This window comes from Micromonospora sp. DSM 43699 (assembly GCF_055517075.1).
Genome location: NZ_JBTMMT010000124.1, coordinates 1 through 6,893 on the forward strand (window position 1 = coordinate 1; position 6,893 = coordinate 6,893).

At 72.8% G+C, this 6,893-nt stretch carries 5 protein-coding genes; 2 read left to right on the plus strand and 3 right to left on the minus strand.

Annotation, left to right across the window (positions count from 1 at the left end; genetic code table 11):
* Window positions 1–267: 267 nt before the first annotated feature.
* Complete coding sequence (locus AC0AIB_RS30670) at window positions 268–2,658, plus strand: S8 family serine peptidase (RefSeq protein WP_465098013.1); 2,391 nt, start codon at window positions 268–270, stop codon at window positions 2,656–2,658.
* Between the two features lie 112 nt (window positions 2,659–2,770).
* Here AC0AIB_RS30670 and groL read toward each other — a convergent pair whose 3' ends face one another.
* The 3 genes from groL to AC0AIB_RS30685 all read right to left on the minus strand — a co-directional run bounded on the left by groL (window position 2,771) and on the right by AC0AIB_RS30685 (window position 6,118).
* Window positions 2,771–4,393, minus strand: a complete 1,623-nt coding sequence (gene groL / locus AC0AIB_RS30675) for a chaperonin GroEL (protein WP_328342479.1) — start codon at window positions 4,391–4,393, stop codon at window positions 2,771–2,773.
* A gap of 278 nt (window positions 4,394–4,671) precedes the next feature.
* Complete coding sequence (locus tag AC0AIB_RS30680; RefSeq protein WP_328342477.1) at window positions 4,672–5,643, minus strand: hypothetical protein; 972 nt, start codon at window positions 5,641–5,643, stop codon at window positions 4,672–4,674.
* A gap of 271 nt (window positions 5,644–5,914) precedes the next feature.
* Window positions 5,915–6,118 carry a cold-shock protein gene (locus tag AC0AIB_RS30685; protein ID WP_067305333.1) on the minus strand — a complete coding sequence of 68 codons (204 nt, stop codon included), beginning with the start codon at window positions 6,116–6,118 and terminating at the stop codon, window positions 5,915–5,917.
* A 223-nt stretch (window positions 6,119–6,341) separates the two neighbouring features.
* Between AC0AIB_RS30685 and AC0AIB_RS30690 the strand changes: the two genes are divergently transcribed.
* Complete coding sequence (locus tag AC0AIB_RS30690; protein WP_328342471.1) at window positions 6,342–6,872, plus strand: GNAT family N-acetyltransferase; 531 nt, start codon at window positions 6,342–6,344, stop codon at window positions 6,870–6,872.
* Window positions 6,873–6,893 lie beyond the last annotated feature (21 nt).

Sequence of the window (6,893 nt, forward strand, 5' to 3'; positions counted from 1 at the left end):
GGGGGGGGGGGGGGGGGTGGGTTGGTTGGTAGGGAGGGAATCGGCGACGCCAGGCTGGTGGGAGGAAGCGGATCGCGCAGGTCAGCGTTTCCGGGTCGGTATTAGGCGGTTTCCGGGGTGGGTGGTGGCGGCGAGGCGATCCATCGGACCGGCACCTCCGTCGGGCAGCGGGGTGCGTCGTACTGTTTCCGGATGCTGGCCGACGCACCTCCTCCGCCGGGCTACCGCCCCCCGCCGCACGCCGGCCGTCCGTCCAGCCCGTGGCCGGTGGTGGCCGCCTCGCTGGTCGGCGGCTGGACGGTGGCGCTCACCGCGCTGCTCCAGGTGGTCGGCTGGTCGGTCGAGCAGTTGCAGGTGGCCGCGGGATGGGACCGGTGGGGGTGGCTCTGGCCGGCGCTCAGCCTGGCCACCGCCCTACTGGTCGGCCTGCCGGCGCTGTTGCTGGCCCTGCTCCCCCGCTCGGCCCGGGTGCGGACCGCCGGGCGTGGGTGGCTCGGTGCCGCACTCGCCCTGATGGTCCTCGGATCCCTGCGGGCACTTCCGCAGGTGCACCACGAGCTGTACCTGGCTGCACTTGCCGCAACTGCGACGCTGCTCGCGCTGCTGACCACCCGCCTGTCCGGTCCGGGCACCCCACCCCACACGGACCCCACCCAGCAGACCACCCCGATCCCACAGGACGGTCGTGGCCGGCGCGGAGTGGCGGACGGTGTTGGTCGGCCCCGGGCGGTCACCCTGCTGACGATCACCGCCGGACTGGCCCTGCTGCTGCCCTGGGTCTGGCTCGGCGCACTCGGTGGCCTGCTGGAGACGGTGCTCGCCGCGCTAGCCGCGACGGCGGTCGGCCTGCTGGCCGGGGCGCTGCTGGACGACCGGTTCTGGTCCCCCTTCACCGGTCACGGGCCACCCCGGTCCGCCCGTACCGTGCTGGCCGGCGGTCTGGTCGCCGGGGTGGTCCTGCTGCTGCTCGTGGCCGGCACCGGCCAGTCCGGCGCCCAACTTCCCACCCTGTTGTTCGTCCCGCCTGTCGGTTTCGTGCTGGGCGCGTGCCAGGTGGCGGCCCGGCGGGCCGGCGCACCCGCCGGGGTCGCGCCGGTCCGCTGGCTGGTCGGCCTGGCGGTGTTCGGCCCGCTGGCCCTCACCGACCCGGAGGAGATCTCGATCCTGCTGTCCACCACCCGCGACGTGCCGTACTGGGTCGCGGTCGGGACCGGCGTCGGGCTCGCCGTCGCGGTCGTCCTGGCCATCGGGTACGGGGTGCTGCTCGCCCGGCCGCGCGGGCGCGCCCCCAGCCGGCTGGTCGCCGCGTCGAGCGCGGCCGTCCTGCTGCTCACCGTCGGCGTGGTCGAGGTGACCGCCGGCCGACCCGGCCTCTACGGCGAGCGGCTGCTGGTGGTGCTCCACGAGCAGGCCGACCTGTCCGGCCTTCCTGCGGGTACGCCGGGCCGCGCCGGCCGGGACGCACGGACCGCCGAGGTCTACCGCCGGCTGGTCTCCACCGCCGAGCGTACCCAGGGCGCGTTGCGCCGGGACCTGGCCCGACTGCACCTCGACCCGACGCCGTACTACCTGGTCAACGCGATCGAGACCGACGGCGGCCCGGCGGTACGGGCGTGGCTCTCCGCGCGGCCCGAGGTGGCCCGGGTGCTGGTCAGCCAGCGGCTCCGGCCGTTGCCCGCACCCGCGCCGGTCAGCGGGGGCGATCGGCCCGCGCCGACCGGCCCGGAGTGGAACATCCGGATGCTCGGTGCCGACCGGGTCTGGTCGGAGCTGGACGTCACCGGGGCCGGGGTGGTGATCGGCAGTTCGGACTCCGGGGTCGACGGCACCCATCCGACGCTGGCCGCCAGCTTCCGGGGCGGCGACGACTCCTGGTACGACCCGTGGGACCACACCCGCGCCCCGACCGACACCGGCGGCCACGGCACCCACACCACGGGCAGCGCGGTGGGGCGCGACGGCATCGGGGTGGCCCCCGGCGCGCAGTGGGTGGGCTGCGTCAACCTCGACCGCAACCTGGGCAGCCCGGCGCACTACCTGGACTGTCTCCAGTTCATGCTGGCCCCGTTCCCGGCCGGCGGAAACCCGTTCACCGACGGGCGACCGGAGCGGGCACCGGACGTGCTCACCAATTCGTGGGGGTGCCCGCCGGTGGAGGGCTGCGACCCGGGTGCGCTGCGTCCGGCGACAGCCGCGCTGGACGCCGCGGGCATCCTCGTGGTGGCCGCCGCCGGGAACACCGGGCCGGACTGCGGGTCGATCGTCGACCCGCCGGCGCCGTACCCGGACGTGCTGACGGTGGGTGCGGTGGGCCGGGACCGGGCCGTCACCGAGTTCTCCAGCCGTGGTCCCGTTGTCGGCGGGGCGACCAAGCCGGACCTGGTCGCCCCGGGGGCGGAGATCCTGTCCGCGATGCCCGGCGGCGGCTACGCCACCCTGGACGGCACCTCGATGGCCACCCCGCAGGTGGCGGGGGTGGTGGCGTTGATGTGGTCGGCGAACCCGGCACTCGTCGGTGACCTGGCCCGGACCCGGAGCATCCTGCGGGACACCGCTCAGCCGGCCGGCCCCGCCGACCTCAGTTGCGGTCCGGTGGCGGCGTCGACCGGTGCCGGCCTGGTCGACGCCTACGCGGCGGTACGGGCAGCCCGGCGCTGACCGCTCCGCCTCCCCGGGGACCGGCTCCCCGGACGGAACGGAACCCCGGTCACGAAGACGGAAAGGGGCGGACCGCTTGCGCGGCCCGCCCCTTTCGGCGTTGGAACTGGACTCAGAAGTCCATGTCCCCGCCACCCGGGCCAGCCGGGGCGGCCGGGGTCTTCTCCGGCTTGTCCGCCACGACGGCCTCGGTGGTGAGGAAGAGCGCCGCGATCGACGCGGCGTTCTGCAGCGCCGACCGGGTCACCTTGGCCGGGTCGATGATGCCCGCGGCCAGCAGGTCGACGTACTCACCGGTGGCGGCGTTGAGGCCGTGACCCGCTTCGAGGTTACGGACCTTCTCCACCACGACGCCGCCCTCGAGGCCGGCGTTGACGGCGATCTGCCGCAGCGGGGCGTCCAGCGCGACCTTGACGATGTTGGCACCGGTCGCCTCGTCGCCGACCAGGTCCAGCTTGTCGAACGCGGTCTTGCCGGCCTGCACCAGCGCGACGCCACCACCCGGGACGATGCCCTCCTCGACGGCGGCCTTCGCGTTGCGGACGGCGTCCTCGATGCGGTGCTTGCGCTCCTTCAGCTCGACCTCGGTGGCCGCGCCGACCTTGATCACCGCGACGCCGCCGGCCAGCTTGGCCAGCCGCTCCTGCAGCTTCTCGCGGTCGTAGTCGGAGTCGCTCTTGTCGATCTCGGCCCGAATCTGGTTGACCCGGCCCTGGATCTGGTCGGCGTCGCCGGCACCGTCGACGATGGTGGTCTCGTCCTTGGTCACCACGACCTTGCGGGCGCGGCCCAGCATGTCGAGGCCGACGGCGTCCAGCTTGAGGCCGACCTCCTCGCTGATGACCTGGCCACCGGTGAGGATGGCGATGTCGGCGAGCATGGCCTTGCGGCGGTCACCGAAGCCCGGCGCCTTGACGGCGACCGACTTGAAGGTGCCCCGGACCTTGTTGACGACCAGGGTCGCCAGGGCCTCGCCCTCGATGTCCTCGGAGATGATCAGCAGCGGCTTGCCCGACTGCATGACCTTCTCCAGGATCGGGAGCAGGTCCTTCACCGAGGAGATCTTGCTGTTGACGATCAGGAGGTAGGGGTCGTCGAAGACGGCCTCCATACGCTCCGGGTCGGTCATGAAGTACGCGGAGATGTAACCCTTGTCGAAGCGCATGCCCTCGGTGAGCTCGAGCTCCAGGCCGAAGGTGTTGCTCTCCTCGACGGTGATGACGCCTTCCTTGCCGACCTTGTCCATCGCCTCGGCGATGATCTCGCCGACGGTGCTGTCACCGGCGGAGATGGAGGCGGTGGAGGCGATCTGCTCCTTGGTCTCTACGTCCTTGGCGAGCTGGGACAGCCCCTCGGAGACGCTGGCCACGGCAGCCTCGATGCCCCGCTTCAGGGCCATCGGGTTGGCGCCGGCGGCCACGTTGCGCAGACCCTCGCGCACCAGGGCCTGGGCCAGGACGGTCGCCGTCGTCGTGCCGTCACCGGCGACATCGTCGGTCTTCTTGGCGACCTCCTTGACCAGCTCGGCGCCGATCTTCTCGTACGGGTCCTCGAGCTCGATCTCCTTGGCGATGCTCACACCATCGTTGGTGATGGTGGGGGCACCCCACTTCTTCTCGAGCACCACGTTGCGGCCCTTCGGGCCGAGGGTCACCTTCACGGCGTCGGCGAGCTGGTTCATGCCCCGCTCGAGGCCGCGGCGAGCCTCTTCGTCGAACGCGATCATCTTGGCCATACGGTGTTGTCCTCCTGGACACTCACGGGCCACCCGGGTGTTGTGCCCCGGACGGGCCGCCTGGTGTACGCACCTTGGGGACGTCGCCACCTGGCGACGACGACGTCCTCCTCGGTCGGGCCGGACAGCCCGCGACGACCGGCCTCGTGCCACCCGACGCCATCGAGACGCCGGTGTGACCGTGGCCCTACCGCCCCGACCATTGGCACTCAGCGTATGCGAGTGCCAATGACTTGTTTAGCACTCTCCCCTGCCGAGTGCAAGCACGATCGGGCCGGTCAGCCGAGTTCCGCCGCCAGTCGCGCGGCGTTCACCGGCCCCTCCTGCGCCCGCTGCTCGGCGTACGTGACGACCAGGCCGACCAGCTGCACCAGGTAGACCGGCACCACAAGCACCGCGCTCACCAGGATCACCGCCACCGCACCCACGGCGGTGCCGGGAGCGGTGAACGGGTCGGTGCCGAACGGCAGGGTGCCTACCGACTCCACCACCCCACCGAGCACGCTGCCGAGGATCGCCACCAACGCGACCAGCGCCACCCGGCCGAGCACCATGCCCAACCGGTCGTGGAACATCCGGAACGAGCGGCCGATCGGGTTCTGCCCCTCGAACAGGTAGACCGGGCCGGCCAGGGCGAGGGCGAAGGCGAGGTAGATGCCGGGCAGCAGGCAGAGGCAGAAGCCGACCCCGACGAGCAGCCCCATCACCAGCATCCAGCCCCACAGCCCGAGGCAGCGGCGGGCGCCGTAGCGCAGCGCGCCGGGCAGGTCGGTCGGCTGACCGGCGGCCTGCCGGGCCACCACCCAGGTGCCGCCGGCCCAGCCGATGCCCTGCACCACCCCGAACGCCAGGGCGACAAGCGCCACCGAGGCACCGTAGATCGCCAGGTCACTGAGGTACCCGTCGGGAAGCGAGCCGTCGGCGGGCAGCGATTCGGCGTTCGGGCCCATGCCGAGCGAGAGCAGCGACACGGCCACCGCCGGCACCACCTGGGTGAGCAGCATCAACGGCAGCAGGATCCGCCAGCCCCGGCGCAACGCCCCGGTGCACCGGGTGAACCAACCGTCCAGCCCGGCGTACGGCGGGTTGACCAGCGGGTCCTGCGGACCCCAGGGACCGCTCCCGGCGTACGGCGGGAGACCACCGCCCGGCGGGTAACCGCCACCCGGCAGGTAGCCCGGATACGGGCTGCCGACGGCGGGCGGCTGGTTGCCGGGACCCGGGTAGCCCCAGCCCGGCGGACCAGCCACGGACGGACCGTACGGCGGCTGCCCCGGCGGCGTCCCTGCGGGCTGCTGGCCGGACGGCGACCCCCAGGAGGGCTGTCCGGACGGCGGCCCCCACGGTCCACCCGGGGACCCGGCAGCGGGGTCGGGTGGACCCGAAGGTGACTGGTCGGTCATGAACCCTCCTCAGCGAGGACGCCTGGACGGTTCACGATCTTGCCCGGCGCGCACCCCCGGCGCCATCCGTCCCGCGGACTGACCGACCGGTGGGACCGGGCGTCCGCGCGGTGGGAGGTCAGGCGATGACGCGGACCCGTTCGGCCTGCGGGCCCTTCTGCCCCTGGGCGATCTCGAACTCCACCCGCTGACCGTCGTCCAGCGCCTTGTAGCCGTCCATCTCGATGGCGGAGAAGTGGACGAAGACGTCCTGCCCGCCGTCGACGGCGATGAAGCCGTAGCCCTTTTCGGAGTTGAACCACTTGACGGTGCCCTGTGCCACGGTGCACTTCCTCACTCTGCGCGGCGCTCCACAACCCCGGGATGCCGGCGGACCGACAGCGGAGAACCACCGTTTCGGCGGTCGGTGAAGGCCGCTGAATCGGTGACCGAAATCGCACGCTACACGAGGAGTGACGACAGCGCACGACCACAAATAGGCCCAAATCAGACGGGTATCGACCCGGTCACCCATCGGCGTCCATCACTGGGGTATGCATGCGCACATGACCCACGCCCCGGCCCTGTCGGCGACCCGGCCGGCCCCCGTGCACCGGGTGCGCCCGCAGGACGCCGCCCGGATGCGGGCGCTGCGGCTGGAGATGCTCGCGGATGCGCCGCTGGCCTTCCTGGAGACCGTCGCCGAGGCCGCCGCCCGCCCGCACGCCCAGTACGCGGCCCGGATCGCGTACGTCTCCCAGGGGTGCCACACCGCCCAGTTCATCGCCGACCCGGGCGGCCGGCTGGTCGGCCACGCCGGTGGCACCGTCGCCCCCGACGAGCCCGACATGACAGTGGTCTACGCGGTCTACGTGGCCCCCGCCTGGCGCGGCACCGGCCTGGTCGGCGCGCTGATCGACGAGGTCGCCGCCTGGTCCCGCGCCTGCGGCCGGCCACAGCTCATGCTGGAGGTGGTGGTCGGCAACGACCGGGCCTACCGGGCCTACCACCGACTGGGCTTCACCGACACCGGCGTACGCGTCCCCCACCCCAAACTCCCCGAGCTACGCGAACTCCAAATGCGCCGCCCCGCCTGACCCACCCCCACCCCCGTCGCC